The organism is Mycobacterium triplex (assembly GCF_000689255.1).
Classification (GTDB): Bacteria; Actinomycetota; Actinomycetes; order Mycobacteriales; family Mycobacteriaceae; genus Mycobacterium; species Mycobacterium triplex.
On the sequence record NZ_HG964446.1, the window covers coordinates 2332124 to 2357774 of the forward strand.

At 68.4% G+C, this 25651-nt stretch carries 28 protein-coding genes and 1 pseudogene; 22 read left to right on the forward strand and 7 right to left on the reverse strand.

Going from position 1 to position 25651, the window contains the following annotated elements; all coding sequences use genetic code 11:
• The first annotated feature begins 47 nt into the window (after window positions 1–47).
• The 3 genes from BN973_RS10805 (at window position 48) to BN973_RS10815 (ending at window position 4220) form a co-directional block, all read left to right on the forward strand.
• Entirely contained in the window at window positions 48–1727 is a 1680-nt protein-coding gene (locus BN973_RS10805) for a serine/threonine-protein kinase (RefSeq protein WP_051641212.1), read from the forward strand.
• Between the two features lie 100 nt (window positions 1728–1827).
• A complete protein-coding gene (locus BN973_RS10810) occupies window positions 1828–3612 on the forward strand; it encodes an N-acyl-D-amino-acid deacylase family protein (protein WP_036468019.1) in 1785 nt (594 codons plus the stop codon).
• A 5-nt stretch (window positions 3613–3617) separates the two neighbouring features.
• Complete coding sequence (locus BN973_RS10815; RefSeq protein WP_036468021.1) at window positions 3618–4220, forward strand: TetR/AcrR family transcriptional regulator; 603 nt, start codon at window positions 3618–3620, stop codon at window positions 4218–4220.
• Here BN973_RS10815 and BN973_RS10820 read toward each other — a convergent pair.
• Window positions 4217–5086 (reverse strand): D-alanyl-D-alanine carboxypeptidase family protein, encoded by an 870-nt coding sequence (locus BN973_RS10820; RefSeq protein WP_036468023.1) that lies wholly within the window; start codon window positions 5084–5086, stop codon window positions 4217–4219. The genes BN973_RS10815 and BN973_RS10820 overlap by 4 nt on opposite strands.
• A gap of 43 nt (window positions 5087–5129) precedes the next feature.
• Window positions 5130–5471 (reverse strand): hypothetical protein, encoded by a 342-nt coding sequence (locus tag BN973_RS10825; RefSeq protein WP_139830277.1) that lies wholly within the window; start codon window positions 5469–5471, stop codon window positions 5130–5132.
• A gap of 204 nt (window positions 5472–5675) precedes the next feature.
• Here BN973_RS10825 and BN973_RS10830 point away from each other — a divergent pair, with 204 nt between their 5' ends.
• From BN973_RS10830 to trmD, 6 genes are all read left to right on the forward strand, one after another.
• Window positions 5676–6107: a nuclear transport factor 2 family protein gene (locus tag BN973_RS10830; RefSeq protein ID WP_036468025.1), complete on the forward strand. Its 432-nt coding sequence runs from the start codon at window positions 5676–5678 to the stop codon at window positions 6105–6107.
• 68 nt (window positions 6108–6175) lie between these two features.
• The gene (locus tag BN973_RS10835; protein ID WP_232232065.1) at window positions 6176–6487 is read left to right on the forward strand and encodes a hypothetical protein; all 312 of its coding nucleotides are present in this window, start codon (window positions 6176–6178) and stop codon (window positions 6485–6487) included.
• Window positions 6488–6698: 211 nt separating this feature from the next.
• Entirely contained in the window at window positions 6699–7184 is a 486-nt protein-coding gene (gene rpsP / locus BN973_RS10840) for a 30S ribosomal protein S16 (protein WP_036468028.1), read from the forward strand.
• Window positions 7185–7188: 4 nt separating this feature from the next.
• On the forward strand, window positions 7189–7431 hold the full coding sequence (locus tag BN973_RS10845; RefSeq protein WP_025736282.1) for an RNA-binding protein: 243 nt from the start codon (window positions 7189–7191) through the stop codon (window positions 7429–7431).
• Between the two features lie 12 nt (window positions 7432–7443).
• A complete protein-coding gene (rimM, locus tag BN973_RS10850) occupies window positions 7444–7977 on the forward strand; it encodes a ribosome maturation factor RimM (protein ID WP_036468030.1) in 534 nt (177 codons plus the stop codon).
• A 3-nt stretch (window positions 7978–7980) separates the two neighbouring features.
• Entirely contained in the window at window positions 7981–8676 is a 696-nt protein-coding gene (gene trmD / locus BN973_RS10855) for a tRNA (guanosine(37)-N1)-methyltransferase TrmD (protein ID WP_036468032.1), read from the forward strand.
• On the opposite strand, the gene BN973_RS10860 is transcribed toward trmD, so the two are convergent.
• On the reverse strand, window positions 8673–9647 hold the full coding sequence (locus tag BN973_RS10860; protein ID WP_036468034.1) for a serine hydrolase: 975 nt from the start codon (window positions 9645–9647) through the stop codon (window positions 8673–8675). The two genes, trmD and BN973_RS10860, sit on opposite strands and share 4 nt — an antisense overlap.
• 331 nt (window positions 9648–9978) lie before the next feature.
• Here BN973_RS10860 and rplS point away from each other — a divergent pair, with 331 nt between their 5' ends.
• From rplS to BN973_RS10880, 4 genes and pseudogenes are all read left to right on the forward strand, one after another.
• Window positions 9979–10320, forward strand: coding sequence for a 50S ribosomal protein L19 (gene rplS, locus BN973_RS10865; protein ID WP_025736278.1), 342 nt, complete (start codon window positions 9979–9981; stop codon window positions 10318–10320).
• Window positions 10321–10411: 91 nt separating this feature from the next.
• Window positions 10412–11299, forward strand: coding sequence for a signal peptidase I (gene lepB, locus BN973_RS10870; RefSeq protein WP_036468036.1), 888 nt, complete (start codon window positions 10412–10414; stop codon window positions 11297–11299).
• Between the two features lie 13 nt (window positions 11300–11312).
• A pseudogene (locus BN973_RS10875) lies at window positions 11313–12138 on the forward strand (ribonuclease HII).
• Window positions 12135–12440 carry a DUF2469 domain-containing protein gene (locus BN973_RS10880; protein ID WP_007171389.1) on the forward strand — a complete coding sequence of 102 codons (306 nt, stop codon included), beginning with the start codon at window positions 12135–12137 and terminating at the stop codon, window positions 12438–12440. Before BN973_RS10875 ends, BN973_RS10880 begins: the two are co-directional and overlap by 4 nt.
• On the opposite strand, the gene BN973_RS10885 is transcribed toward BN973_RS10880, so the two are convergent.
• Complete coding sequence (locus BN973_RS10885; protein WP_036468040.1) at window positions 12441–13205, reverse strand: GAF and ANTAR domain-containing protein; 765 nt, start codon at window positions 13203–13205, stop codon at window positions 12441–12443.
• 244 nt (window positions 13206–13449) lie between these two features.
• On the opposite strand from BN973_RS10885, the gene fdhD reads away from it, so the two are divergent.
• The 4 genes from fdhD (at window position 13450) to dprA (ending at window position 17463) form a co-directional block, all read left to right on the forward strand.
• Window positions 13450–14268 (forward strand): formate dehydrogenase accessory sulfurtransferase FdhD, encoded by an 819-nt coding sequence (gene fdhD, locus BN973_RS10890; RefSeq protein ID WP_036468042.1) that lies wholly within the window; start codon window positions 13450–13452, stop codon window positions 14266–14268.
• 137 nt (window positions 14269–14405) lie between these two features.
• Entirely contained in the window at window positions 14406–14804 is a 399-nt protein-coding gene (locus BN973_RS10895) for a YraN family protein (RefSeq protein WP_036468044.1), read from the forward strand.
• Window positions 14804–16315, forward strand: coding sequence for a YifB family Mg chelatase-like AAA ATPase (locus tag BN973_RS10900; protein WP_036468046.1), 1512 nt, complete (start codon window positions 14804–14806; stop codon window positions 16313–16315). Before BN973_RS10895 ends, BN973_RS10900 begins: the two co-directional genes overlap by 1 nt.
• A complete protein-coding gene (gene dprA, locus BN973_RS10905) occupies window positions 16312–17463 on the forward strand; it encodes a DNA-processing protein DprA (protein ID WP_036468049.1) in 1152 nt (383 codons plus the stop codon). The genes BN973_RS10900 and dprA overlap by 4 nt, the downstream gene beginning before the upstream one ends.
• Here dprA and BN973_RS10910 read toward each other — a convergent pair.
• Both BN973_RS10910 and BN973_RS10915 read right to left on the reverse strand, forming a co-directional pair.
• The gene (locus BN973_RS10910) at window positions 17456–18367 is read right to left on the reverse strand and encodes a beta/alpha barrel domain-containing protein (RefSeq protein ID WP_036468051.1); all 912 of its coding nucleotides are present in this window, start codon (window positions 18365–18367) and stop codon (window positions 17456–17458) included. The genes dprA and BN973_RS10910 overlap by 8 nt on opposite strands.
• A complete protein-coding gene (locus BN973_RS10915; protein ID WP_036468053.1) occupies window positions 18367–19611 on the reverse strand; it encodes a CaiB/BaiF CoA transferase family protein in 1245 nt (414 codons plus the stop codon). The genes BN973_RS10910 and BN973_RS10915 overlap by 1 nt, the downstream gene beginning before the upstream one ends.
• Before the next feature lie 156 nt (window positions 19612–19767).
• Here BN973_RS10915 and BN973_RS10920 point away from each other — a divergent pair, with 156 nt between their 5' ends.
• From BN973_RS10920 to BN973_RS10935, 4 genes are all read left to right on the forward strand, one after another.
• Window positions 19768–21150: an MFS transporter gene (locus tag BN973_RS10920; protein WP_198048913.1), complete on the forward strand. Its 1383-nt coding sequence runs from the start codon at window positions 19768–19770 to the stop codon at window positions 21148–21150.
• A 19-nt stretch (window positions 21151–21169) separates the two neighbouring features.
• The gene (locus BN973_RS10925; RefSeq protein WP_084163599.1) at window positions 21170–22243 is read left to right on the forward strand and encodes a PPE family protein; all 1074 of its coding nucleotides are present in this window, start codon (window positions 21170–21172) and stop codon (window positions 22241–22243) included.
• 91 nt (window positions 22244–22334) lie between these two features.
• Window positions 22335–22634 carry a PE family protein gene (locus tag BN973_RS10930; RefSeq protein ID WP_036468055.1) on the forward strand — a complete coding sequence of 100 codons (300 nt, stop codon included), beginning with the start codon at window positions 22335–22337 and terminating at the stop codon, window positions 22632–22634.
• 10 nt (window positions 22635–22644) lie between these two features.
• Window positions 22645–23832, forward strand: a complete 1188-nt coding sequence (locus tag BN973_RS10935; protein ID WP_036468057.1) for a PPE family protein — start codon at window positions 22645–22647, stop codon at window positions 23830–23832.
• Window position 23833: 1 nt separating this feature from the next.
• Here BN973_RS10935 and BN973_RS10940 read toward each other — a convergent pair whose 3' ends face one another.
• A complete protein-coding gene (locus tag BN973_RS10940; RefSeq protein ID WP_051641569.1) occupies window positions 23834–24649 on the reverse strand; it encodes an IclR family transcriptional regulator in 816 nt (271 codons plus the stop codon).
• Window positions 24650–24770: 121 nt separating this feature from the next.
• Here BN973_RS10940 and BN973_RS10945 point away from each other — a divergent pair, with 121 nt between their 5' ends.
• Window positions 24771–25640, forward strand: a complete 870-nt coding sequence (locus BN973_RS10945; RefSeq protein ID WP_036468058.1) for a siderophore-interacting protein — start codon at window positions 24771–24773, stop codon at window positions 25638–25640.
• The last annotated feature ends 11 nt before the right edge of the window (window positions 25641–25651 follow it).

The window sequence follows — 25651 nt, forward strand, 5'->3', positions numbered from 1 at the left end:
AGCACGCATGATCAGCGGGGCGTCGCGACGACGGATAGAATGACGCGATGGCGTTGGCCAGCGGCGCGGTTTGTGCCGGTTATACCGTCGCTCGACGGCTCGGGTCCGGGGTGACTGGTGATGTCTACCTTGTTCAGGATCCCCGTTCCGCGCGCTGGCAGGCGCTGAAGGTTCTGTCCCCGGCGCTGTCGTCGGACCGGCAATTCCGCCGAAACTTTCTGTCCGAGACCCCGATGGTGACCGGCCTGCATCACCAGCACATCGTGGCGGTACACGACCGCGGCGACTTCGACGGGCAGCTGTGGATCGCGATGGACTACGTGGCGGGCAGCAGCGCCGCGCAGCTGCTCAAGGACCGATTTCCGGCGGTGTGGCCCGTCGGCGAGGTGCTCGCGATCGTCGCCGCGGTGGCCGACGCGCTGGACTACGCCCACCAGCGCGGGCTGCTGCACCGCGACGTCAAACCGGCCAACATCCTGCTGACCAGCGAGCAACGGATTCTGTTGTCGGACTTCGGCGTGGCCCGCTCGCTGGGCGAGCACTCCGGCGTGGTCGGATCGCATGTCCCGGTCGGCACGGTGGGCTACGCCGCGCCCGAGCAGTTGATGGGCGCCGATGTCGATCGGCGTGCGGATCAATATGCGTTGGCGGCGACGGCCTTTCACCTGCTGACGGGCGCGCCGCCGACCGAATACCTCAGTCCGTCCGCCGCGCTGCGCGAGTTGCTGACCGCTGCGCCGCGCAAACTCAGCGACCAGCGTCCGGAACTGGCCCAGCTGGATCGGGTGTTCGCGCGGGCGCTCGCCAAACGGCCCGTCGACCGCTTCGCCAGTTGCCGAGAGTTCGCCGACGCGGCCGACGCGGTGGTCAGGGCGAAAGACCGCAGTCCCGAGGGCGTGCTGGTGCTGGATTACCCGGCCTACGACTGGCCCCCGGACGACGACGCATCGACCGGGCAACCGGCCGCCGAGGCGCAGGCGCGGGTCAGCCTGCCGACGCGGCGCCGGCCCCGCAAGATCGTGGTCGGCGCCGTGGCGATCGTGGCGCTGATCGGGCTGTTCGCCTTCGGCATCTTCACCGGGCGAAAGATGGAGTCGACCGCGGCGCGCGCGGCAAGCGCCCCGACCAGCGCACCCGCTGTGGCCGCGGTGCCGCCGCCCACCACCGCGTCCGGTCCGCCAACCCCGCTGGACGGCACGTATCGCCTGGACGCCGAGCGGTCCAAGGAGACCTTCGACTACACGCCGAGCCCGCAACCGCCGGACGTCACCACGTGGTGGGCGCTGCGCTCGTCGTGCACGCCGTCGTACTGCTCGGCCGCCGCGGTGCTGCTGGACAACAACGACCACACCCAGCCGGGCAACGTCGACGCTCGCCCGGTCATCTTCCAGTTCACCGACGGCCAGTGGCAGGCCCGGCCGGAAACAGTGCCCTTTCCCTGCGTGGGGCCAACCGGGATCACCAAGTCGCAGACCACCGTGCAGACCCTGGCGCTGCGGCCCAACCCGCAGGGCGCCCTCGTCGGCGAAATGGAGCTCGTCGTGCAAACCGACGAGTGTGGTCAGCGTGGGTCGGTGGTCCGGGTTCCCGCGAGGATGGTCCGCACCACCGACACCCCGTCCGGCGTCTATGTGCCGGACCCCGTCTCGGTCCCCGACCCCACCGGCCTGCTCACCCCCGCGCCCGCGGTGCCCAGCCCCGGGGTGCCGCCGAGGCCGGGGCGTTAGCCGCTGCCTAGCGCTGTGACCTGCGCCTTTAGTGTGCCTCGGAAAAAGATTGCGAGTGCTCACTATCTATGATAGGTTCGCTGAAACACCTGGAGGCGAAATGGCGTACGACGTGATCATCCGCGACGGCTTGTGGTTCGACGGAACCGGCAGCGCACCACACACCCGCACGCTGGGTATCCGCGACGGCGTGGTGGCCACGGTGTCGAGCGCACCGCTGGACGAGACGGGCTGCCCCGAGGTGATCGACGCGGCGGGCAAGTGGATCCTGCCCGGCTTCATCGACGTGCACACCCACTACGACGCCGAGGTGCTGCTGGACCCGGGCCTGCGCGAGTCGGTGCGCCACGGCGTCACCACCGTGCTGCTGGGCATGTGCTCGCTGTCGACGGTGTACGCCAACACCGAAGACGCCGCCGACCTGTTCAGCCGGGTCGAGGCGGTGCCGCGCAAGTACGTCCTGGGCGCACTGGAAACCAACCGGACCTGGAGCACCGCCGCCGAATACATCGCGGCAATCGACGCGCTGCCGCTGGGGCCGAATGTCGGTTCGCTGCTTGGTCATTCGGACTTGCGCGCCACGGTGCTCGGACTCGATCGGGCCACCGACGCCACCGTCAAGCCCACCGACGCCGAACTGGAGAAGATGGCGGCGCTGCTCGACGAGGCGCTGGAGGCAGGCATGCTCGGCATGTCGGGCATGGACGCCGCGATCGACAAACTCGACGGCGACCGCTTCCGCTCGCGGGCGCTGCCGTCCACCTTCGCGACCTGGCGCGAACGGCGCAAACTGATCAAGGTGCTGCGCAAGCGCGGCCGGATTCTGCAGAGCGCACCCGACGTCAACAACGCGATCACCGCGGTGCTGTTCTTCCTGGCCAGCAGCCGGATCTTCAACCGGCGCAAGGGCGTTCGGATGAGCCTGCTGGTGTCGGCCGACGCCAAGTCGAATCCGCTGGCCGTTTACGTGTTCGGGCCGGCAACGCGGTTGGCGAACAAGCTGCTGGGCGCCAGCGTGCGGTTCCAGCACCTGCCGGTGCCGTTCGAGCTGTACTCCGACGGGATCGACCTGCCGGTCTTCGAGGAGTTCGGCGCCGGCACCGCCGCACTGCACCTGCGGGACCAGCTGCAGCGCAACGAATTACTGGCCGACGAGGCCTACCGGCGGGAGTTCCGCAAAGAGTTCGACCGCATCAAGCTGGGCCCGTCGCTGTGGCACCGCGACTTCCACGACGCGGTCATCGTCGAGTGCCCCGACAAGTCGTTGATCGGCAAGAGCTTTGGCGCGATCGCCGACGAGCGCGGCCTGCACCCGCTCGACGCGTTCCTCGATGTGCTGGTCGACAACGGTGAACGCAACGTGCGATGGACCACCATCGTGGCCAACCACCGGCCCAAGCTGCTCGACGCGCTGGCCAACGAGGAAAGCGTGCATATGGGCTTCTCGGACGCCGGTGCGCACCTGCGCAATATGGCCTTCTACAACTTCGGAATCAAGTTGCTCAAGCGAACCCGCGACGCCTACCGGGCGGGTGCGCCGTTCATGACCACCGAACGCGCGGTGCACCGGCTCACCGGTGAACTGGCGGACTGGTTCGGCATCGACGCCGGAACCCTGCGCCAAGGCGACCGGGCCGACTTCGTGGTGATCGACCCGGCCGGCCTGAACGACGAGGTCGAGGCCTACCACGAGGAAGAGGTCCCCTTCTACGGCGGCCTGCGGCGCATGGTCAATCGCAACGACGACGCCGTCGTCGCGACCGGCGTGGGCGGCGCCGTGGTGTTCCGCGCGGGCGAGTTCCGCGAGGGATACGGGCAGACCGTGAAGTCGGGCCGCTACCTGCGGGCCGGCCGGCGCACCCAGCATTCGGCCGCACTGGTCTGACCGGGATGGCCCGAACCCAGCAGCAACGCCGCGAGGAGACCGTCGGGCGGCTCCTCGAGGCATCCATCGCCAGCATCATCGAGGTCGGATATGCCCGCGCGTCGGCGGCCGTGATCACCAAGCGGGCCGGAGTGTCGGTGGGGGCGCTGTTCCGTCACTTCGAGACGATGAGCGACTTCATGGCCGCGACCGCGTCGGAGGTGTTGCGCCGCCAGGTGGAGTCGTTCACCAAGCAGGTCGCCCAGATTCCGGCCGACCGGCCGGTGCTGGAGGCGGCGCTGACGATCCTGCGCGACATCACCGGGGGGCCGACGAACGCGGTGCTCTATGAGCTGATGATCGCCGCACGCACCGACGACAAGCTCAACGCGCACCTACGTGAGGTGATGGCGCAGTACACCGCGAAGATCCTCGACGCGGCCCGCGCCCTGCCGGGCGCCGAGGGCATCGATTCCGAGACGTTCCCGGCGTTGGTGGCGCTGTTGACCAACGTCTTCGACGGAGCGGCGATCGTGCGCGGGATTTTCCCCGAGCCCGACATCGAAGAGCAACGAATTGCGTTGCTGTCCAAGATGTTTACCGGGCTGGTCCCGAACCAGGCTCGCTAGAGTGAACCGATGCTCGCCGACGGGTTGAGCGCGAAGCCCCAGTCGAACAAGCTGCCGGCCTGATCCCAGTACGTCGGTCCGCCCGGCTTGACCATCCCGTACATCATCGCGACCACCAAGCGGCGTCCACCGCGGGCGGCGGCACCGACGAAGGTCTTGCGGGCGGCGTTGGTGAACCCGGTCTTGCCGCCGATCGCGCCCGGATAGCGGGTCAGCAGTTCGTCTTGGTTGGTGATCGGTTCGTCGCCGTGGTCGCCGGGGAACATCGCCGACGGCTCGGCCGTGATGTGGGCGAACGTCGGGTTGGCCATCGCGGCCCGGAAGATGACGGCCAGGTCGTGCGCCGTCGAGGCGCCGGAGCCGCCGGGCCCGTCCAGCCCGGACGGGGTCGCGGCGTGGGTACTGGTCGCCCCCAGCGAGGCCGCCTTCGCGTTCATCTTCGCCACCGTGGCATCGGCGCCGCCCAGCAGATGCGCCAGCGTGTTCGCGGCATCGTTGCCGGAAACCAGCAGCAGGCCGTCGAGCAGCTGGCGGGCGGTGTAGACGCGGCCGGGTTTGATGCCGACGCAGTTGCATTCGATCTGGGTGTCGGCGACGTCGGCGACGACGGTGGAGTCCAGGTTCACCTCGTCCAGGGCCACCAGCGCCAGCAGCACCTTGATCGTGCTCGCCGGCGGGTGAGCCACATACTGGTCGCGACCGGCCAGCACCTGACCGCTGTCCAGGTCGGCCAGGATCCAGGTCTGGGCCGGACCGTCGGGAATCGGCATCGAGCCGATCGGCTGCATGTCGTCGGCCCAGGACAGGGGAGCGGTGACACCGGCGACCGTGAGCAGCGCAGCAGCTGCGGCGATGAGTTTCCGCATGGCCGCAAAGTTTAACTTCCGGCCCAAGCCCTCGCCGCCTGCCTCACGGGCACCAGGGCGGAACCGGGCAGAACGGCAGCGTGGGCAGCGGCAGGTAGGACGTCTGGGTGGGCACCGGCCCCGGCGGCGGCGGGTGCTTGAACGGAAGTGACGACCAGGAGTAGAAGACGCCGGTGCCGGTGTCGTGCACGCCCTGGTAGTCCCAGTAGAAGTCGTGGCAGACGTTCGCGTCCCAGGGGATGGGCCGGCCCGCCGGATCCGGATCGCCCGGACACCAGCGCTGACAGGAGCTGCCCGGCGCGCAGTCCCCGGGAGCGGCCGCCGCCAAAGGCGCCCCGGCCCAAACCGACAAGACCGTTGCCAAGCAGGCCAGTCCTGCTCTCATAGCTGGGATTATTCTCCTCGCCGGCTTTGCGTGGAATGGGAATGAGGGAGGAGACACCTATGAGTCACCGTATCGACTACGAAGCCGCCGCCCGCCGACCGCTGTCGTAGCGAAAAACGCTGGAACGCAAGGGAACTGAACCCACGCTAGCGGTGGTGGCGAGTCGCCGCGACGTCCCGGTCACCCCGGGTGTTGAATCGAGGCATGTTGAGCCTGGCCGAAATTTCCGACCGTCTGGAGATCCAGCAGCTGATGGTGGACTATTCCACCGCTATTGACCAGCGGCGATTCGACGATTTGGACAAGGTGTTCACCGAAGACGCGTACATCGACTACACGGCCTTGGGAGGAATCGAGGGCCGTTTCCCCGAGGTCAAGAAGTGGCTGTCGGAGGTGCTGCCGAGCTTCCCGGTGTACGCCCACATGCTCGGGAACTTCTCGGTTCGGATCGACGGGGACACGGCCTCCTCACGGGTGATCTGCTTCAACCCGATGGTCTTGCCCGGTGACTCCGGCAAACCGGGAGACCAGGTGATGTTCTGTGGGCTCTGGTATGACGACGAGTTCGTGCGCACCCCCGAGGGCTGGCGGATGTCGCGCCGGGTCGAGACGAAGGTTTTCCAAAAGATCATGTGACGCCGCAAACGCGGTGATCGATCGCGGTAACCGGGGTACCTTAAGGCATGCGTTCCATCTATGTCGCTGTGGCGGTCGGCATTTCCGCCGCCGCCTTGCCCATCGCCCCGGTCGTGCTGTCGGGGGCGCCGTCTGCCCACGCCGAGACCGGCGTCGTCGGTTACGCGAGTTGCCTGGGCGGCGACACGAAGCCCCCACCGCCGGGGGTCAGTGCGGAAGACTGGTTTCCCAGCGTTCACGTGATCACGAACGATATCGATTCCGGTATTCCCTCCGCCGAAGTGACCCGGCGACTGGTGGATATGGGTGTCGCGCCGAAAGATGCCGCTCTGCGGGTGCAGTGTTTCCTCGCCAACCAGCCGCGCGGATCCGGCCATTGACGGCCTCAGCGCACTGACGCGGGGCCGGCGGGCGGGCGAATTTCTGCCAAAGGCGCTCGTTCTGGCACAATAGGCGGCTGTCCGCCGCGCGACCCGCCCCGTTGCCGGGGCGCTTGTTCGGCGGTCACACACGCGAGGCAAAACCGGATCCGGGTATCCCGCCCTGGTCGCTGAATTGCAGCGTGACACCCACAGGAGAATTCGCTTAATCATGGCTGTGAAGATCAAGCTCACTCGGCTTGGCAAGATCCGCAACCCGCAGTACCGCATCGCCGTCGCCGACGCACGCACGCGGCGCGACGGCCGCTCGATCGAGGTGATCGGCCGCTACCACCCTAAGGAAGACCCGAGCCTGATCGAGATCGACTCGGAGCGGGCCCAGTACTGGCTATCGGTGGGCGCCCAGCCGACCGAACCCGTCGTCAAGCTGCTGAAGATCACCGGCGACTGGCAGAAGTTCAAGGGTCTGCCCGGCGCCGAGGGCAGCCTGCGGGTCGCCCCGGCCAAGCCCAGCAAGCTGGAGCTGTTCAACGCCGCGCTGGCTGAGGCCGACGGCGGCCCGACCACCGAGGCGGCCAAGCCGAAGAAGAAGACCCCGGCCAAGAAGGCCGCGAAGGCCGACGAGGCTCCCGCCGAAGCCGAGGCGCCGACCGCCGAGGCCCCGGCCGAGGGCGCCGAGCAGCCGACGGAAAGCTGACGCGATGAGTACGGTCGTTGTCGACGCTGTCGAACATCTGGTGCGCGGAATCGTGGACAACCCGGACGACGTCCGGGTGGACCTGGTGACCAGCCGGCGTGGGCGCACCGTCGAGGTGCATGTCCACCCCGAGGATCTGGGCAAGGTGATCGGTCGCGGGGGACGTACCGCGACGGCGTTGCGCACGCTGGTCGCCGGTATCGGTGGCCGGGGCATCCGGGTCGACGTGGTGGACACCGACCAGTAGGTCTTTTTACTCATGGAGCTGCTCGTCGGGCGCGTCGTGAAAGCACACGGCATCACCGGCGAGGTGGTCGTGGAAGTTCACACCGACGACCCCGATGATCGCTTCGCATCGGGAATTACCTTGCGCGCCAAGCCATCCCGTGGCCGCGGCGAAGAACGCAGCTATGTGGTCGCCGGCGCGCGCGAGCACGGCGGCCGGCTGCTGGTGCGGCTGGCCGGCGTGGACGACCGCGACGCCGCCGACGCGCTGCGCGGCAGCCTGTTCGTGGTGGACTCCGACGACCTGCCGCCGATCGACGAGCCGGACACCTACTACGACCACCAGCTCGAGGGTCTGCGGGTCCGGACCACGGCGGGACAGGATCTCGGTGTCATCGCCGAGGTGCTGCACACCGCGGCCGGAGAGCTGTTGGCGGTGCACCGAACCGACGGCGAACAAACCCGGGAAGTATTGGTGCCGTTCGTGAATGCGATCGTCACGTCGGTGTCGCTGGACGACCGGATGGTCGAAATCGATCCGCCCGAGGGCCTGCTGGATCTGGGGTAGCCGGTGCGCATAGACGTCGTGACGATTTTTCCGGCCTACCTGGACCCGCTGCGGCAATCGTTGCCCGGCAAGGCAATTGCGTCGGGGCTGGTCGATCTGCGGGTGCACGACCTGCGCGGGTGGACTCATGACGTACACCACTCGGTGGACGACGCGCCCTACGGCGGCGGGCCGGGGATGGTGATGAAGGCGCCGGTGTGGGGCGAGGCGCTGGATGAAATCTGCTCTGAGGAAACGCTATTGGTCGTTCCCACGCCGGCCGGCGGGTTGTTCAAACAACCCACCGCCGCGCGCTGGAGCACCGAAAAGCATCTGGTGTTCGCCTGCGGCCGCTACGAGGGCATCGACCACCGCGTCGTCGAGGATGCCGCGCGCCGGATGCGGGTCGAAGAAGTCTCGATCGGCGACTACGTGCTGCCCGGCGGCGAGTCGGCGGCCGTCGTGATGATCGAGTCCGTGCTGCGGCTGCTGACCGGCGTACTGGGCAATCCCGCGTCGCATCGCGAGGATTCGCACTCGGAGGTGCTGGGCGGTCTGTTGGAGGGGCCGAGCTACACCCGGCCGCCGAGCTGGCGCGGCCTCGACGTCCCCGACGTACTGCTGTCGGGCGATCACGCGCGCATCGCGGCCTGGCGCCGGGAGGTATCGCTGCGGCGCACGCGCGAACGTCGCCCCGATCTGCAGCCGGGCGACCCTTAGAAGGGTGTGGGCCCGATCCGGCCGTTGGGGAACATCGTCTTGACGGCCTGGGTGATCGTGTCGCGCGCCGTCGCGTCGTCGGAGGACTGCAGCGACTCGACGACCACGATGTAGCGGCGGTCCGGGCCCACCACGCCGGTCGACAGATGCATCCACTCCGTGCCGATGCAGCACATCCAGCCTTGCTTGACCGCCACCGGTTCGGCGAACAGACCGTCGGGGATACCGAACCGCTGCGGGTACCCGTCGACCCCGGTCGGGGTGGATTTGGCCAGGTCGTTGACGATGACCTTGGCCCGGTCCGCGGACAGGCCGCCGGACCCGTCGAGCAGCTTCTCGTAGTAGTGGATCAGGTCGGTCAGCGAGCTCGTCGTGTTCCACCAGCGCCCGTCCGACGGCGGGAAGGTCGACGACAGCCCGTAGCGGTCGGCCACCGCGGTGATGATGTTGTCGCCGCCGCCCTGACCCCAGAATTTCTCGGCGGCGCCGTCGTCGGACGACTGCAACATCAGGTCGAGTGCCTGCCGGTCGTCGGGGGACAGGGTGGTCTTGCCCCGAGCCTCGGCCAGCAGCAGGTCGTCGGCGATGAACAGCTTGGCCACCGAGGCGGTGCCGACGATCTGGGTGTTGCCGCTGGAGATCAGCTCATGGGTCTTGCGGTCCAGGATGCCCACCGAAAGGGTGGCCCCGCTGGCGGCGGCCTGGTCGGTGGCCTGCTGGATACGCGCCTGCAAGCCGCCTAATCCGCCGCCGGGCGGCGCGCCCAGCACCGTCGGCGCCGCGGGCGGCCCGGGCGCGTCGATGGTTTCCAGCAGGAACTGAATGAGTTGCGGTTGGTGATCCGGCGCGCCCGAGGACGTGCCGGACGACTTCAGCTGGGCTTTTACCGCGAGCCTCGCCTCGTCGCACCCGGCCAGCACCAGCGTCACCGCCGCGACGGCGGCGAGTGCGGTGCGCGGGCGTACACGCATCTGTTCGTCTCCCAAGTCCTCTGACGTAAAACTGCATGTGGGCGGCCGTTCCGCAATCTGCCCGGGCGTCTTTGAGTTCGGGTAGTGACTAGCGTGTTTTGACCCCAGTCATATGTACCATCCACCAGCGCCTTGGGTGCGGCATGAATCGCAGCGTTTACGTGTGATTTTCAATGCATGCGGGGTGTCTGGCACAATTGACCAGTTGTCTCCAGCGCTGTGCCGCTTACCGCCTGCTGCGAGATACGACCCAGAGCCCGAATCGGCTTACCGACCACCCCTGCGTGCGGGCAGTTTCCGCACGCCGCGACCTCAAGGAAGTGTCTCTCACATGAACAGGCTGGACTTCGTCGATCAGGCGTCGCTGCGCGGCGACATCCCGGCCTTCAGCCCGGGCGACACCATCAACGTGCACGTCAAGGTCATCGAGGGCGCCAAGGAGCGTATCCAGGTGTTCAAGGGCGTGGTGATCCGCCGGCAGGGCGGCGGCATCCGCGAGACCTTCACCGTGCGCAAGGAGAGCTACGGCGTCGGCGTCGAGCGGACCTTCCCGGTGCACTCGCCGACCATCGACCACATCGAGGTGGTGACCCGTGGCGACGTCCGCCGGGCCAAGCTCTACTACCTGCGCGAACTTCGCGGCAAGAAGGCCAAGATCAAGGAAAAGCGCTGACCGCGCGCGTCTCGGCGGCCGCTGCGGCGCGCCCGTTTGGTTTCCGAGACGCTTTTGACGACCCTCGCACGGCGCTGGCTACGCTGATCCCGTGACGGATTCCACGGAGTCGCCCGAGCCCCAGTCCGAGCCCGGTCGGTCGGAGCCGAAGATCTCCACCCGCGTCCCGGACGCCGACGAGCCCGGGACCGTGCCCGATTCGGGCTCTGAATCCGACAAGTCCGACGCCGACGAGCCGGAGCCGAAGAAGAAGTCCGCGCTGCGCGAGCTGACCATCCTGGCGGTCACCGCGATCGTCCTCTACTACGTCATGTTGACGTTCGTGGCGCGTCCGTACCTGATCCCGTCCGAGTCCATGGAACCCACGCTGCACGGATGCGCGGGTTGCGTCGGCGACCGGATCATGGTCGACAAGCTCACCTACCGCTTCGGCTCGCCGCATCCCGGCGACGTCATCGTCTTCAAGGGACCGCCGTCCTGGAACACCGGGTACAAGTCGATCCGGTCTGCCAACACCGCGCTGCGCTGGATCCAGAACGCGCTGTCGTTCATCGGCTTCGTGCCGCCGGACGAGAACGATCTGGTGAAACGGGTCATCGCGACCGGCGGGCAGACGGTGCAGTGCCGGGCCGACACCGGGTTGACGGTCGACGGTAAGCCGCTCAAGGAGCCGTACCTCAAGCCGGCCACGATGATGGCCGACCCGTCGGTATACCCGTGCCTGGGTAGCGAATTCGGGCCGGTCACGGTCCCGGCCGGGCGGTTGTGGGTGATGGGTGACAACCGCACCCACTCGGCGGACTCGCGCGCCCACTGCACCAGCACGCCGGCCGACGCGCTCAAAGGCATTCTGTGCACTGGCGATCCGATGTCGGGGACGGTGCCGGTGGCCAACGTCATCGGCAAGGCCCGGTTCATCGTCTGGCCGCCGACGCGATGGGGTGGAGTAGGTTCGGTGAACCCGCAGCAAGGCCAGTAGCCTTGGCTCGGATATGACCCTGACGTGGCCGCCGCGGACGGTGATCCGCAAGTCGACGGGGTTGCGCACCCTGGAATCCGCGCTGCATCGCAGCGGCCTGGGGCCGGTGGCCGGGGTGGACGAGGTCGGCCGCGGCGCCTGCGCGGGTCCGCTGGTGGTGGCGGCCTGCGTGCTGGGGCCGAACCGGCTGGAAAGCCTTGCTGCCCTTGATGATTCGAAGAAGCTCACCGAGAAGGCACGGGAGAAGCTGTTCCCGCTGATCTGCCGCTACGCGGTCGCCTATCACGTGGTGTTCATTCCGCCGGCCGAAGTCGACCGGCGCGGGGTGCACGTCGCCAACATCGAGGGCATGCGGCGCGCGGTGGCGGGTCTGTCGGTGCGCCCCGGATATGTGCTGAGCGACGGCTTCCGCGTGCCCGGGCTGCCGATGCCGTCGTTGCCGGTGGTCGGTGGGGACGCGGCCGCGGCCTGCATCGCCGCCGCCAGCGTGCTGGCGAAGGTCAGCCGCGACCGGCTGATGGTTGCGATGGACGCCGATCATCCCGGTTACGGCTTCGCCGACCACAAGGGCTACTGCACGGCCGCGCACAGCAGCGCGCTTACCCGGCTGGGGCCGTGTGCCGAGCACCGCTATTCGTTCATCAACGTCCGGCGCGTGGCCTCGTCATCGGGGGACGGCGACCGCACGCAACTGGTGGCCGAATTCAAACCGGACCCTCCGGACGAGCGTGGCGGACACCCGTGAGGAAAGATGGGTGCAGACTTCTCACAGGGCGACCAGGCGGCCGCGACCGGGGAGTCAGGAAAACGGGCAGGGAAAAGGACGTCTGAGCAGATGAGTGCCGAAGATCTCGAAAAGTACGAAACCGAGATGGAGCTCTCGCTCTACCGCGAATACAAGGACATCGTCGGCCAGTTCAGCTACGTGGTGGAAACCGAACGGCGCTTCTACCTGGCCAACAGCGTCGAGATGGTGCCGCGCAACGCCGACGGCGAGGTCTACTTCGAGCTCCGCCTGTCCGACGCCTGGGTCTGGGACATGTACCGGCCGGCCCGGTTCGTCAAGCAGGTGCGGGTGGTGACCTTCAAAGACGTCAACATCGAAGAAGTCGAGAAGCCCGAGCTGCGGCTCCCCGAATAGTCAGGTGCCGGGCGCGGGCTCTTGGTCGCCGTCGGGCGGCAGGCCGCCGCGGCGTTCGATGACCGCCCGCGCGACGTCGGCCAGCTTGATGTTCAGGGCCTGCGAGTGCTGGCGAAGCAGGTCGAACGCCTCGTCCTCGGTGAGTTCCTGCAGCAGCATCAGCATGCCGACGGCCTTGCCGATTTCGCGGTTGCTGAGCAGCCCCCGTCGCAGGCTGGCGGCATCTTCCCCCTTGGCCACCGCGTTGATGGCCACGCTGGCGAACGAGGCGAGCACCGCCGCACGTCCGGCGGCCTCGGCGTCGAACATGTTGGGGGTGTCGCTGAACAGGTTGAGCGCGGCGCCTTTGCGCTTGTTGATTTGCAGCCGAAACCCCATCGCGCCGCGCACCGGCGTCTCCTCGAGCAGCCTGGCCGCCAGCTTCGGCCAGTGCGACGGCGTGGTCAGGTCGGCGTCGATCTGCGGCGTCTCCTCCTCGATCGCGTCCAGGCATGGGCCGTCGCCGGCCTCCAGTTCCATCTCGTCGATTTTCGCGGCCAGCGCGTCGCTGGCGCCGACCGTGACATAGCGATCGCCTTCGAGCACCAACAGGCTGGCATGGTCACAGCCGCGGATGGCCAGCGTCGCGGCGACACAGATGGCCGCGTACATCTCCTTGGCGTCCGAGCCCTGATAGATGATTTCGGCCAGCGCCGCGAAGACCGTGGCCGGATCGGCTTTCTCCCCGCCCGGCATCGCCACGTCGCCTGCTGATCCATCTGCCATGCTGTGCCTCATCTCCGGCAGTATCGCCGGCCCGACGCTCGCCGCACCGTGTCGACGCACGCCCTAACCGCTGAAATCCCCATGCCCCTCATCCGACGAGCCATGTCGACCCTAAAGCAAAGGTAACCGCCCGGTGCCGGAATGCTGCACGTCAGGGCCGCGTCGTTGCGGCCCGGGCGGCCGGTCGCGGGCCAATGTAGTTTGGCTTAATGAGGTTTCAGCGCTGCGCCAAAGTAGCGACGCCGTGGGCAACGTAACCGCGCGCCGGCGCGCAACGCACGTCAACGCAGGTCAGGCCGTCATCCGGCCCGAAACGCTGGCCGTGGAGGAGCCGCTGGAGATCCGCGTCAACGGCACACCGGTGACGGTGACGATGCGGACCCCCGGCTCGGATATCGAACTTGCGCAAGGCTTTCTGCTCACCGAAGGCGTGATCGTGCGCCGCGACGACGTGCTGACGATCCGTTACTGCGGCGGCCGCGGCCAGGACGGCGCCAACACCTACAACGTGCTGGACGTGACGCTGGCCCCGGGCGTGAATCCGCCCGATCTCGGCGTCACCCGCAACTTCTACACCACGTCCTCGTGCGGGGTGTGCGGCAAGGCGTCGCTGGACGCGGTCCGGGTGATCAGCCGGTTCACCCCGGCCGACGATCCCGTCACCGTCGCGGCCGCCACGCTCAAGGCGATGCCGGGTCAACTGCGCAGTGCGCAAAAGGTTTTCGACAGCACCGGCGGCCTGCACGCCGCGGCGTTGTTCGGCGCCGACGGCACGATGCTGGTGGTGCGCGAGGACATCGGCAGGCACAACGCCGTCGACAAGGTCATCGGCTGGGCGCTGGAACGCGGGCGGGTCCCGCTGACCGGTTCGGTGCTGCTGGTCAGCGGGCGGGCGTCGTTCGAGATCACGCAGAAGGCCGTCCTGGCGGGGATCCCGGTGCTGGCCGCGGTGTCGGCGCCGTCGTCGCTGGCGGTGTCGTTGGCCGAGGAATCCGGGCTCACCCTGGTGGCGTTCCTGCGCGAGGACTCGATGAACGTCTACACCCGCGCGGATCGGATCTAGCCGAATTCCGCCGCGGTGCAGACCGATTCCGGTGGCCGCTGTGGATGGACATCCGACTGGGGATAACTCGTCTTTGGTGGGGTCCTCGGCGCCCGTCCGGGCGTTTCGCGTCGGGCCCGGCGGGCAGGTTTGGCGGCATGACGACCGCAAAGGCCTCCGGGGCCGACAAGACCCGCATTGAGCTCGGAGCGATGGGTGAGGCCCTCGCCGTGGAATACCTGACGCGGATGGGGCTGCGCATCGTGGACCGCAACTGGCGATGCCGCTACGGCGAACTCGACGTGATCGCCGCCGACGACGCCACCCGCACGCTGGTGTTCGTCGAGGTCAAGACCCGTACCGGCGACGGCTACGGGGGTCTGGCGCACGCGGTCACCCCCCGCAAGGTCAGGCGGTTACGCCGGCTGGCGGGACTGTGGCTGGCCGCTCAGGACGGCCGCTGGGCCGCGGTCCGCATCGACGTGATCGGGGTGCGGCTCGGGCCGGGATATTCCAGGCGCGCGCCGGAGATCTCACATCTGCAGGGAATCGGCTGATGGCGCTGGGACGCGCGTTCTCGGTCGCGGTGCGTGGCCTGGACGGTCACATTGTGGAGATCGAGGCCGACATCACCTCGGGGCTGCCGGGGGTCCACCTCGTCGGCCTGCCCGACGCCGCGTTGCAGGAGTCGCGCGACCGGGTGCGCGCCGCGGTCACCAATTGTGGAAACGACTGGCCCGCGGCCAGACTCACGCTGGCGCTGTCCCCGGCGACGCTGCCGAAGATGGGATCGGTGTTCGACATCGCCCTGGCGACGGCGGTGTTGTCGGCGCAGCGCAAGAACCCGTGGGAGCGGCTGGAGAAGACGGTGCTGCTCGGCGAGCTGTCGCTGGACGGCCGGATCCGGCCGGTGCGTGGGGTGCTGCCCGCGGTGCTGGCCGCCAAGCGCGGCGGCTGGCCGGCCGTCGTTGTCCCGGTGGACAACCTGGCCGAGGCCAGCCTGATCGACGGGATCGACGTCTGGGGCGCGCGCACGCTGGGGCAGCTGCAGCGCTGGCTCGGCGGGTCGACCCGGCTGGACGAGCGGATCAGCGCGGCGGCCACCGGCCCGGAGCCGGCGGGGGATCTGGCCGACGTGGTGGGGCAGGCCCAAGCACGTTTCGCGGTCGAGGTGGCCGCGGCCGGGGCGCATCACCTGATGCTGACCGGGCCGCCGGGTGTGGGCAAAACTATGCTCGCGCAACGGCTTCCGGGGTTGCTCCCCAGCCTGACCGACAGCGAGGCCCTGGAGGTCACCGCGATTCACTCGGTGGCCGGCCTGCTGTCCGCGGACACGCCGTTGATCACCCAGCCGCCGTTCGTGGCGCCACATCACAGTTCCAGCGTCGCCGCCCTCGTCGGCGGCGGCTCGGGCATGGCCCGCCCGGGCGCCGTCAGCCGGGCGCACCGCGGCGTGCTGTTCCTCGACGAGTGTGCCGAGATCAGCGTCGGCGCGCTGGAAGCACTGCGAACACCCTTGGAAGACGGGCTCATTCGCCTGGCACGCCGCGACGGCGTGGCGTGCTACCCGGCCCGGTTTCAGCTGGTGCTGGCCGCCAACCTGTGCCCCTGCGCGCCGGCCGATCCGCAGGACTGCATGTGCCCGGCCGCGACCAAACGGCGCTATCTGGGCAAGCTGTCGGGCCCGTTGCTGGATCGGGTGGATCTGCGGGTACAGATGCACCCGGTGCGGGCCGGCGCGTTCGCTGCCGCTGACGGCGAATCCTCCGCGCAGGTGCGTCAACGGGTGGCCCAGGCCCGCGACACGGCCGCCGCACGGTGGCGGCCGCACGGTTTCACCACCAACGCCGAAGTGAGCGGAACGCTGTTGCGGCGAAAGTACCGGCCCGGCGGTAAGGCCATGGATCCGCTGCGCCTGGCGGTGGAGCGCGGGCTGCTCAGCATTCGCGGGCTCGATCGCACGTTGCGCGTCGCGTGGAGCCTTGCCGACCTGGCCGGCCGTAACTCTCCCGGGCTCGACGAGGTGGCCGCCGCGCTGAGCTTCCGGCAGTTGGGCGCGCAGCGATGACCGCGGCGTTCGACGACCCCAGCTGGCCGGCCTGGGCGTACCTGTCGCGCGTGGCCGAGCCGCCGTGCCCGGCGCTGTCCGCCCTGGTGGCATCCGTGGGCCCGGTCGAGGCGGCCGACCGGGTCCGGCGCGGGCTGGTCGGCGACGAGCTGGCGCGGCGCACCGCGGCCCGGCGGGAAATAGACTCCGCCGCAGCGGATCTCGAGTGGCTCGCCCGTCGCGGCGGCCGGTTGATCACCCCCGATTGCCCGGAGTGGCCGCTGGTCGCGTTCTCGGCCTTCGGCGGCGCCGGGTCGCGGCCCGGCGGCGCGCCACCGCTGGTGTTGTGGGCGTTGGGTCCCGTGCGCCTGGACGAGGTGACGCAGCGCGCCGCCGCGGTGGTCGGCACCCGCGCGGCCACCGCCTACGGCGAACAGGTGACCGCCGACCTTTCCGCGGGGCTGGCCGAGCGCGATGTCGCGGTGGTTTCCGGCGGCGCCTACGGCATCGACGGTGCGGCCCACCGCGCGGCGCTGGCGGGCGACGGGATCACCGTGGCCGTGCTGGCCGGCGGGATCGACATCCCTTATCCGGCCGGGCATTCGGCGCTGCTGCATCGCATCGCCGCGCACGGCCTGCTGTTCAGCGAATACCCGCCGGGCCTGCGCCCGGCCCGGCACCGGTTCCTGACCCGCAATCGTCTGGTCGCCGCGGTCGCGGGGGCCGTCGTGGTGGTGGAGGCCGGGCTACGCAGCGGCGCCGCGAACACCGCGGCCTGGGCGCTGGCGTTGGGCCGGGTGGTGGCCACGGTGCCCGGACCCGTCACCTCGTCGGCTTCGGCGGGCTGTCATGCGCTGCTGCGCAACGGCGCCGAGCTGGTGACCCGGGCCGACGACATCGTCGAACTCGTCGGCCGCATCGGCGAACTCGCCGTCGAAGAGCCCCGGCCCGCGACCGCCCTGGACGCCCTCGGCGTGGCCGAACGTCAGGTGTACGAGGCGTTGCCCGGTCGCGGCGCCGCAACGGTCGACGAGATCGCCGTCGCCTCCGGGCTGATGCCCGAGCAGGTGCTGGGACCGCTGGCGATGCTCGAGGTATCCGGGTTGGCCGAACGCGACAACGGGCAGTGGCGAATCGTGCGGGCTCGCCGTGCTTCGACGGCTAGCTAACCCAGGGGAATGCGTCCACCGTGGACCGTGCGCCCTGGGCGGCGCGGGAGCGGTTCTCCTCGCCCAGCTCGTCCAACAGCCGCCCACCCGCCGTCACGACTCCGGCGAATATCGGGGGAGTGAGCCACGGGGGCTGCAGGGCGAACAGCAGATCCTCGGTCGAGGTGTTGCCGCTTGCGCCCGGAGCGAAAGGACAGCCGCCCAGGCCGCCGAGCGCTCCGTCGACCATCGAGGCCCCCACTTGGATGGCGGCGAGCGTGTTGGCCACGCCGAGGCCCCAGGTGTCGTGCCCGTGGAAGACGATCTCGCGCTCGGGTGTTACGTCGCGCACCCGCTTGACCAACTTTCGCACCTGTTGGGGCGTCGCCTGCCCCAGCGTGTCGCACAGCACCACGCTCGGGATGTCCGCCGTGCGGCTGTCGCTCACCAAGTCGACGACACGTTGCGGGTCGACCATCCCGCGGTACGGGCAGGTGAATGCGGTGGCCAGGGACAGCTGCAGCCGGGCGCCGGCCACCGCGGCGAAGTCGACGGCCTCGGGCAAGGCGGCCATGCTCTGCTCGGTGGTCCGCCCGACATTGGCGTAGTTGTGCTGGTCGCTGACCGACAGGCAGTATTCGACGTTGCGCGCGCCGGCTTCGATCGCCCGGGTGACGCCGCGCGGGGTGGCCGTCCACACCCAACACCGTTGCAGCTCTTCGGGAGTCAGCGCCGCGATGACCTCGAGGGTGTTGGCCATCGGCGGCACCTTGTCGGGGCGCGCCATCGCCCCGATCTCCAGCGCGTCGATGCCCGAGTCCAGCAATGCCCGTGCCAGTTCGACTTTCGTGTCGGTGCCGAGCAACTTGCCGGTCAGCTGCAAGCCGTCGCGCAGCGTGACATCGCGCAATCGCACTGGGGTCATCATCCGATCAGCTCCTCGATATTCGGAGGGTCAAGCGCCATGGCGCCAAGTATTTGTTCGGTGTGCTCACCGAGATCCGGTCCGAGGGTGCGGATCGCACGCGCGGCGCCGCCGATGCGCGGCACGATGCCCGGGAATGCCACGCTGGGCAGCATCTCGGTGCCGGTGGAAACCGGCAGGTGTTGGATCATGCCGCGCGCCAGGAACTGCTCGTCGGCCTTGATGTCGGCCGCGGTGTTGATCGGACCGGCGGGAACACCGGCCGCATCGAGCGCCGAAAGTGCCTCGCGCGCAGGCATGGTGGCGGTCCACTCACCGATCGCCGCGTCGAGCTCGTCGCGAGCCTGCCACCGCTGCGCATTGTTGGCCAGGCGCGAGTCTTCCGCGAGGTCGGGCCGGCCGATCAGCGTCATGAACCGGCGATAGATGCCGTCGCCGTTGCCGGCAATCACCACCCAGCGGTCGTCGCCGCACCGGTAGGCGTTCGAAGGGGCGATGCCTTCCATGCGCCCGCCGGTGCGCGCACGCGTGACCTGATAGGCGTCGTACTCCGGGACCAACGATTCCATCACCGAGAAGATGGCTTCGGTCAGCGCGACGTCGACGGTCCGGTCGATCACCGTGGTGGATCTGCCGGCGACACGGTCCTTTTGGCGTTGATGCAACGCGACCAACGCGCCGAACGCGGCGTAGATGCCGGCGATGGAGTCGCCGATGGACACACCCATCCGTGACGGTGGACGGTCCGGTTCGCCGGTCAGTGCCCGCAGCCCTGCCATCGCCTCGGCGACCGCGGCGAATCCGGGTTGATGCCGCCGCGGTCCGGTCTGCCCGTAGGCCGACACCCGCACGATGATCAGATCGGGGTTCTCCGCGGCGAGCTCGGCCGGGCCGATGCCCCACCGTTCCAGGGTCCCAGGGCGGAAGTTTTCCAGGACGACGTCGCAGCTGCGGGCCAGCTCGCGCACGATCGCCTGACCCCGTTCGGTCTTGAGGTCGACCACCACCGACTTCTTGTTGCGGTTGATGGTGCGAAACAGCATCGACGTCGTGCCGGAGTACAGCCGCCAGGTGCGCAACTCGTCACCGGTTTCCGGGCGCTCGATCTTGATGACCTCGGCGCCGAAATCCGCCAACAGTCGGCCCGCGGTCGGCGCGGCTATGTAATTGCCCAGCTCAAGGACGCGTACCCGGTCAAGCGGTCCGTTGGCTTCGTTCACTGGAGACCTCCTTGTAACCCACATCGTGCATTGATGCCCACAATATGGCAAGAGACTCTTCCATCTCGTGATGCGAGCCGCTACAGTCGGATGTTGTTGCCTGGCTCACAATGCAAGCGACAAACCACGTTGTAGACATGACGTCAGCATGGCGGGTTCTCGACGACGAGAGGCTCTGGAATGACCGCAACACCGATCACGGCAGTGACCGCGGATTCTGTCGGTGAGCAACTGGATCGCTTGCCGGTGGGGGCGGTGCACCGCAAGGTCGTCGTCGCGGTGGGGCTCGGCTTGTTCTTCGAGATGTACGAGATCTTCCTGTCCAGCACCCTGAGCGCCACGCTCCAGCACGACTTCGGGGTGCGCGGCACCGCGCTCAAATTGGTGCTGGCGTCGTCGTTCATCGGAATGTTCGTCGGCGCAGCATTTTTCGGCCGGCTCGCCGACCGGATAGGTCGCCGGAGGGCGTTCCTGCTCGGGCTCAGCTGGTTTTCGGCCTTCTCGCTGGCCGGTGCATTTGCGCCGTCTCCGGCGCTGTTGGTGCTCGCGCGATTTCTGGCCGGTGTCGGGATCGGGGCGGTGTACCCGGTGGCCGACACCTACCTTGCCGACGTCTTACCCAAAGAGCAGCGCGGCCGGATGGCCTCCTACGCCTACACCTGCTCGTTCCTCGCGGTGCCCTTCGCCGCCTTTCTGGCCTGGTGGCTGACCGGGCATTCGCCGCTGGGCATCACGGGGTGGCGCTGGCTGCTGGCCCTGGGGGCGGGCGGCGCCGTGATCGTGTTCCTCCTGAACCGCTGGTTGCCCGAGTCGCCGCGCTGGCTTGCGTCCGCGGGGCGGGTCGACGAGGCGCAGCGGGCCCTGAACATCTTCGCCGCCGGATCGAATCTGCTTGCGGCGCGGATCGATACTCCTCCCGACGCCAACCGCGCCGGCGTCGGGAGGCCCACTCAATCGGGCCTGACGCAATTGCGGCGGGCCCCGTACAACCGCCGGGTCGTGATGCTGACGGTGTTCCACTTGTTTCAGACCTACGGCTACTACGGGTTCGGCACCCTCGCCGCGCTGGTGCTGGTCAGTCGCGGCTACGGCGTCACGTCCTCGATGCTGTTCAGCGCGCTGTCGTTTGTGGGGTATCCCATCGGCTCCCTGGCGGCCATCCCGCTGTTGGCGAGGTTCGAACGCAAGTTCCTGCTGGTCGGCTCGATCGTGGCCGTCGCGGCGTTCGGTCTGTTGTTCGCGACCCAATCGGCGGTGCCGCTGATCGTTCTGTTCGGCTTCTTGACCACCGCGACGAGCAATGTCTTCTCCAACGTCTATCACGTGTATCAGGCCGAGATCTTCCCGACCACCGTGCGGGCCACGGCCGTCGGGTGGACCTACTCGTTGTCCCGGTTGTCCAGTGGTGCTTCGCCTTTCGTGCTGATTCCCATCCTGGACAACTACGGTGCGGGCGCGATGTTCACCGCGGTGGCAACGGCATTGGCTGTCGTCATCGCCGCCGTCCTCGCGCTGGGGCCGCGCACGTCCCGGCGCAGCCTCGAAGAGATCAACCCGCTATGACGGCCCGGGAGTGGCGATGATCGATTTCGGGGCGCTACCGCCGGAGATCAACTCGGGCCGGATGTATGCCGGGGCCGGGCCGGGACCCATGATGGCCGCGGCCGCGGCCTGGGATTACCTGGCGGCCGAACTGGCATCGAGCGCTTCCGGCTATTCGTCGGTGACGGCCGAGCTGACCTGTTCGTCGTGGTTCGGCCCGGCGTCGAGATCGATGCTGGCCGCCGCCGCGCCCTACATCTCGTGGCTCAGCGCCGCTGCCGCGCTCGCCGAACAGACGAGCGCGCAGGCCAAGGCCGTCGCGTCGGCCTTCGATGCGGCCTTCACGATGACGGTCCCGCCGCCGGTGATCGCCGAGAACCGAGCGCAGTTGCTGATGCTCGTCGCGACCAACTTTTTCGGCCAGAACACCGCGGCGATCGCCGCCACCGAGGCCGGCTACGCCGAGATGTGGGCGCAGGACGCCGCCGCCATGAACGGTTATGCCGGCTTCGCCGCAACCGCATCGCAATTGGTCCCGTTCACCGAGCCGACCCAGACCACCGACCAAGCCGGACTGGCCCAACAGCAAGCTGCCGTCGCTGCGGCAGCGACTGCGGGGACCGGTGCACCGTCGCAGACGTCGCTCACCGACATCGTCAATACCTTGTCCAGTCAGATAAAGGGACTCCTGTTCGGTCCCTTGGACGTCATCTACTGGCCGATGATCTATGTGGGATCTCTGATTTTCGCGCAGCTGGGTGTGCTGTGGCCCGAGCATGTCGCCGCCGGGGCCGCGGTTGGCTTCTCCGCGACGCCCGCCCTCGCGGCGCCGGTCAACCTCGGCGGCGGGCTGATCTCGGCGAACTTGGCTTCGTCTAACAAGATTGGCTCGCTATCGGTGCCGGCGAGCTGGTCTGCGACAGCACCCGAGGTGGCCGAAGAGTCCATGATCCGGGCGATCGGCGCCGAGGGTGCCGGCGGTCCGTCGAATCGACCGGAGACACTGTTGCCCCCGATGGCGCCGGCCCGCGGCAGACGTGGCCGCGGCGGCTTGCCACCCCGCGAATACGGATTCCGCCCCCGCTTTACGGCTCGTCCACCATCGGCCGGATAAACCCATGGCCCAGAACACAATTCGAACACCGTCGGTACCGAAGACTTTTCGAGGCTCATTGAGCCGCGAGGTTATTGAGTAAGGAGATCACATGTCCTTTGTTACTGCGCAACCGGAAGCGTTGGCGGCGGCGGCTGGTGCATTGCGGGCTATCGGCTCTGCGCTTGCGGCCCAGAATGCGGCGGCGGCGGCGCCGACCACGGGGGTGATTCCCGCTGCCGCAGACCACGTGTCGATACTGACCGCGGCGCAGTTTACCGCCCATGGACAGCTGTATCAGCAGGTCAGTAAACAGGCGATGGCGATTCACGAGATGTTCGTCAGCGCATTGGATCTCAGCTCGGGATCGTATGCGGCCACGGAGGCCGCCAACGCGATCGCGACCGGTTAAGGGGCTCGTGATGCTTGACTTTGGGGCGTTGCCACCGGAGGTCAACTCGGGGCTGATGTACGCGGGTGCGGGCTCGGCGTCGATGATGGGGGCGGCTTCTGAGTGGAATACCCTTGCCGCTGAGCTGAATTCGGCTGCCGTAGCCTACGACAGGGTGGTGAACACGCTGTCCAGCGAGGAGTGGTTAGGGCAGGCCTCGGCATCGATGGCCGAGGCCGTCACCCCCTATGTGGAATGGATGCGAACCACTGCCGCCGCGGCTGAGCATGCGGCCAGTCAGGCCATGTCCGCCGCGTCGGCCTTCGAAACGGCGCATACCGCGATCGTGCCGCCGCCGGTGATCGCGGCCAACCGTGTCAATCTGGCGCGGCTGCTGTCCACCAACGTGCTGGGCCAAAACACCGCGCAGATAGCGGCTTTGGAAGCCCAGTACGGGGAGATGTGGGCAATCGACTCGGCCACCATGTACACCTATGCGGGCCGATCCGCGAACACCTCGGCGGTCAAGCCGTTCACCTCGGCACCCCATATGACCAACCCGGCTGGCACCGGAAGCCAGCAGTCCGCGGTCACGGCGGCCACCGGTACCTCGGCGGGTGCGGCGCAAAACACGTTGCACAGCCAGATGAGCAAGATCAGCTCGGCGTTGGGAAAGCTGTCCACCGGTATGCAGGCCGCCGCGCCGGCCGACGATCCGGTGAAGGACGCGCTGACCACGGGTCCGCTGGGATGGCTGGGTGATCTTATGACCTTCTACGCGCCGTTCTCCACCACGTTCTACAACACCGAGGGCCTGCCCTTCTTCTCCGCCGGCCTGGCCAACACCTTTGTTTCGATCGCGAAATCCACCGGCGCGCTCGGGGGGGCCGCCGCGGCCGCCGTGCCCGCCGCCGTGCCCGCCGTGACCCCGGCGCTAGTCGGTGGCGGCGGTGCGGTTGCCGCGGGGCTTGGCAGCGCGGGCACGGTCGGGAGCTTGTCGGTTCCGCCGGTCTGGGCGAACGGCAGCCTGGTGGGATCCGAGCACGCCGCGACGCCGGCTGCGATCAGCAATATCCGAGAGGCGCCGGACACCGGGATGGGAAGCGGAAACGTCATCGGTGGCCTGCCACGCGCCGGTGGGGGAGACGGCGGAGGACTCCGGACACCCAGATACGGCCTGAAGCTCACGGTGATGGCGCGCCCACCGTTCGCGGGCTAGCTCAATACGGAAGCCGGCCACCGAGGGCGCGGGTCACCTGGTCGGCAGCGCCGACGACGTTGTCGGCCCACAGTTCGGCCAGCTCGTGCGAGAACCGAAAGCTGGGTCCGCTGATCATCAGCGCGCCCAGCACTTGACCATGCGAATCGAACACCGGGGCCGCGATACCGGTAGCACCTTCGTCGCGTTCGCCGCTGGTGATCGCGAAGCCCATCCGGCGCGCTTGTTCGACCTTGGCGCGCAACAGCTCTGGATCGGTGACGGTCGCCGGGGTGAACTGGATCAACTCGGAGCGCAGCACCTCTTGCAACGCCTCATCGTCCCAGGCCATCAAGACCCGGCCGGCCGAGCCGACGTACAGCGGAATGACTTTCCCGACGTGCATCTCGCGGCGGATCCCGTGGCGGGTCTCCGCAAGTGCGACACACACCCGAAAGGGTCCCTCGCGACGGAAGAAGCACGCCGTCTCACCGCTGGCGTCGCGCAGCGTTTCCAGGGCGGGCGTCACCACGTCCAACAGGCCCATGCTGCTCGTCACCGGGGCCGCCCAGTACGCCACCCGGGCCCCGATCCGGAAACGGTCGCCCACCCGATCGAGGAACTCCTCGGCCACCAAATTGGCCACCAGCCGCTGCACCGTCGACGTCGGATACCCGGTGCGGGCCCGAATCTCACTGAGCGTCAGCTCGGGCTCGGACAGCGTGAAGGCGTCCATGATGCCGCGAATCTTCGCCAATACCAGCAGCGGCTTCACGCCCGCGGACAACGTCCGCGCCGGCGCCAATGGCGGAATGTCCAGACCCTCGGCCTCGCTCATGCCTCCATTGTCCCGGTATCCGCGCGGATAACGGCGCATTTGCGCACCGCGGCGGCGGCCGACCTGCGGCGACGGCCCGACTCGTATAGTCGGCTGGGGCCGGGTCGGAACAGGAGGACACGTGGCAGGTCGACCACTTCAACGTTTCGAAGTCGTCGGTACCCGACAAATCACCCCGCACATGGTGCGTGTGACGCTGGGCAGCGGTCAGTTCGACACCTTCGTGCCGAGCAACTTCACCGACTCCTACGTCAAGTTGGTATTCGTCGCCGACGACATCGACGTGGCCGGGTTGCCCCAGCCGCTGACCCAGGACAGCTTCTCGGTGCTGCCGCCCGAGAAAAGGCCGTCGGTGCGGACCATCACCGTTCGCAAGGTCGACGCGGCGGCCCGCCAGATCTCGCTGGACATCGTGGTGCACGGCGAGCACGGCGTGGCGGGTGCCTGGGCGGCGTCGGCTCAGCCCGGTCAGGTGATCTATCTGATGGGCCCCGGCGGCGCCTACACACCCGACCCTGCCGCCGATTGGCATCTGTTGGCCGGTGACGAGTCGGCGCTGCCGGCCATCGCCAACGCGCTGGAAGCGTTGCCGCCCAACGCAATTGGTAAGGCGTTCATCGAAGTCGCCGGCCCCGACGACCAAATCGAGTTGACCGCTCCCGAAGGCATGCAGGTGAACTGGGTCTACCGCGGCGCCCGCGCCGACCTTGCATCCGACGATCGCGCCGGCGATTTCGCGCCGCTGATCGAGGCGGTCACCACCACGCTGTGGCTGCCCGGACAGGTGCACGTCTTCATCCACGGTGAAGCCCAGGCCGTCATGCACAATTTGCGGCCCTTCATCCGCAAAGAGCGTGGGGTGGACGGCAAGTGGGCGTCGTCGATCTCCGGCTACTGGCGGCGCGGCCGCACCGAAGAGAGCTTCCGGGAGTGGAAGAAGGAACTGGCCCAGTTGGAATCCGGGGCGGCGTCGGCGAGCTCGTCAGCCTGACGGCCGGCTGG